We start from the raw sequence: 2,593 nt of genomic DNA on the forward strand, positions 1-2,593 counted from the left end.
CGCCCGCGCTGTCCTCGATCAGCAGGACACGACGCTGGCCGTTCACGCCACACCCCCGCGACCGGTGAGGCTCACCGTCTGCAGCCAGAAGCGCTCGATGCTGTGGATCACCTGGTTGAACTCGTGCAGATCGGCGGGCTTGCTGATGAAGCAGTTCGCCTGCAGGTCGTACGCACGGGACACGTCGTCGTCCGACTGCGAGGTGCTCAGCACGATCACCGGGATGGACCGCAGCGACGCATCGGACTTGATGGCGGCGAGCACGTCTCGACCACCCATCAACGGCAGGTTCAGGTCGAGCAGGATGAGGTCGGGCCGCGGTGCCGCTTCGTAAGGGGTGTCGCGATGCAGGAACCGCATCGCCGAGATGCCGTCCTCGGCATGGTGCAGCCGCAGGTCATGCCCGTTGCGGCGCAGCGCTTCGCGTGTCAGACGAACATCGCCCGGGTTGTCTTCGACCATCAAGACATCGACGGCCCTGAACGCGCGCTGCAACAACATCGCCGCACCCTCCGGATGCGAGCGACTATAGCGCCATCGACCTTCGAAGAGCCCCCCCGGGAGCCGGTGGTGCTCCGAGGGGGAAACCCTGAACCGCCTCAGCGGTCGGCGCGCATCAGGCTGGAGGTGCCCACCGTCGACGTGTTGCCCAGCAGGAAGACGCTGTAGACCTTGCCGGTGGTCAGCGTCTGGTCCGTGGCCTGCCAGAGCTTGCTCGACCCGGCGCTGGCCACGATCGTCGCCAATGCGGCGCTGGTGGCCACCGTGGCCGGCGCCGAGGCAGTGCCGAACGCGACGTCGTCGCCGATCACGTCGCTGTCGAGCGTCAGCGTCACGCTGCCCGTCAGGCCGTTGACGGCATTGACCAAGCGCAGCTTGACCGGCTCGGAAGCGCTGGTCGACGGCGTGTTGTCGTCGGTGACCACCGAGAGCTTGGGCGACGCCACGTCGCCGGTCACGAGCAGCGTCAGGTCGCCGCCGGCAGGCGCTGTCGCCGTGCCGACGTCCACGGCCGCGCCGTTGACCGTGACGTTCAGGGTGCCGGCCGTCACCAGGCGGTAGCTGCCCACCGAGGCCGGCGAGAGGTTGCTGCCGACGGTCGTGCCGTTGACCGCGACGTTGATCGTGTCGGTCGCCACCAGGGTGTTGGCCACCACGCGCACGCGCGTCGACAGATTGGCGCTCGGGGTCACCGCACCTTGCTGGTTGACCAGCAGCCCGTTCACCAGCACGCCGCCGCCGCTGCGGGTCAGCACGAGCGTGGCGACCTGCTGGTTGCTGAGCGTCAACGCCGGAATGTCCAGCCGCACGTCGGTCTTGCTGCCGGCAGCAGTCACGCACACGTGGTAGGTGCCGGCGCTGAACGCGGTGTAGGCGGTCGGTGCCGTCGCCGAGGTCGCGGTCGACAGCCCGCTGGCCGCCGCAATGGAGGTGGAGCCCAGCGCATTGCACGCCGCCTGGCCGACGTACACGTCGACGTTGCCGGCTTCGAGGCCGGCGGTGTGCATGAAGCGCAGCTTGGCCTGGCCGGAGCTCGGCGCGCCTTCGTCTTCAGTCAGGTAGCTGACCTGCAATGCCGACCCGCTCGCATAGGCCAGCAACGCGTAGTGCGAGCCCGCCGACACCGAGCCCGACAAGCTGGCCGCCGTGACGCCGGAGCCGGTCTGGGCGATCTTGAAGGTGTAGCTGTCCTTGTCGAGGTGCACATAGCCGCTGCCGGACGCGGCGGCCACGCTGCCGATGATGACGCTGTCGTCGCGGTAGGCGTCGAGCAGCGCGAAATCGGCGGTGGCATTGATCAGGCGCACGGAGCCCTGGTCATCTTCGCTGTTGCCGCCACAGGCATGCAGCAACGGGAGCAGGAGAGCGGTGATCAGCAGGGCACGGGTCGGGCGTTTCACGAGTCGGGATCCTCGAAATGGTTCAGGTCATTATGCGGGCACGCCTGCAATCGCTTGGTGTCGCGCGTGTGAAGCTGTATGACTCGCACCGCACCACTGTTGCAGATGCAACTCCAGCAGTTGCGGGTCATTGACGGTGCGCACCGACTGGTAGGCCGCTTCGGCCTCCGGGTGGCGCCGCCGCAGGTAGTTCAACCACTGCTTGAGGCGGCCGGCGCGATGACGCGGCTCGACATGCCCGCCCACGAGCTGCCAGAAATGCAGCATCAGCGGCAGCAGCTGCGGCCAGCCGAGCGAACTGCCCGGCCGCGCGATGGCACGCGCCAGTCCCGGGTCGGCCACCATGCCGCGGCCGACCATCAGCGCATCGCATCCCGATACCTCGCGACAGCGATGCGCGTCGGCCACCGTCCAGATCTCGCCGTTCGCGATCACCGGAATCGGCACAGCCATGCGCACCGCATGCACGCGGTCCCAATAGGCCGGGGGGCGGTAGCCGTGCGCCTTGGTGCGTGCATGCACGACCAGTTCCGCCGCACCGGCACCCGCGATGGCCTGTGCGCATTCCACGGCCCGCAGGTCGTCGTCGAAGCCGAGGCGCATCTTGGCCGTCACCGGCATCGCCATCGGCACCGCGCGCCGCACCGCGGCGACGATGCGTGCCAGCAGCTCCGGATCCTGCAGCAGCGCAG

The 2,593-nt window shown here is 68.5% G+C and carries 3 protein-coding genes; all 3 read right to left on the minus strand.

The features are described 5' to 3' along the window. Window positions 1–42: 42 nt before the first annotated feature. Complete coding sequence (locus tag AC1D15_RS26325; RefSeq protein ID WP_477828313.1) at window positions 43–501, minus strand: response regulator; 459 nt, start codon at window positions 499–501, stop codon at window positions 43–45. A 98-nt stretch (window positions 502–599) separates the two neighbouring features. Further along, window positions 600–1,901: a DUF4397 domain-containing protein gene (locus tag AC1D15_RS26330; RefSeq protein ID WP_477828314.1), complete on the minus strand. Its 1,302-nt coding sequence runs from the start codon at window positions 1,899–1,901 to the stop codon at window positions 600–602. A gap of 30 nt (window positions 1,902–1,931) precedes the next feature. Further along, the coding region (locus tag AC1D15_RS26335; RefSeq protein ID WP_477828315.1) for a tRNA dihydrouridine synthase at window positions 1,932–2,593 on the minus strand (662 nt) is incomplete at its 5' end.

It is taken from the genome of Rhizobacter sp. P2_H2 (genome assembly GCF_056403375.1).

Coding starts and splice junctions, on each gene's coding strand:
- AC1D15_RS26325 (WP_477828313.1), bottom strand. CDS start 501: ATGTTGTTGCAGCGCGCGTTCAGGGCCGTCGATGTCTTGATGGTCGAA.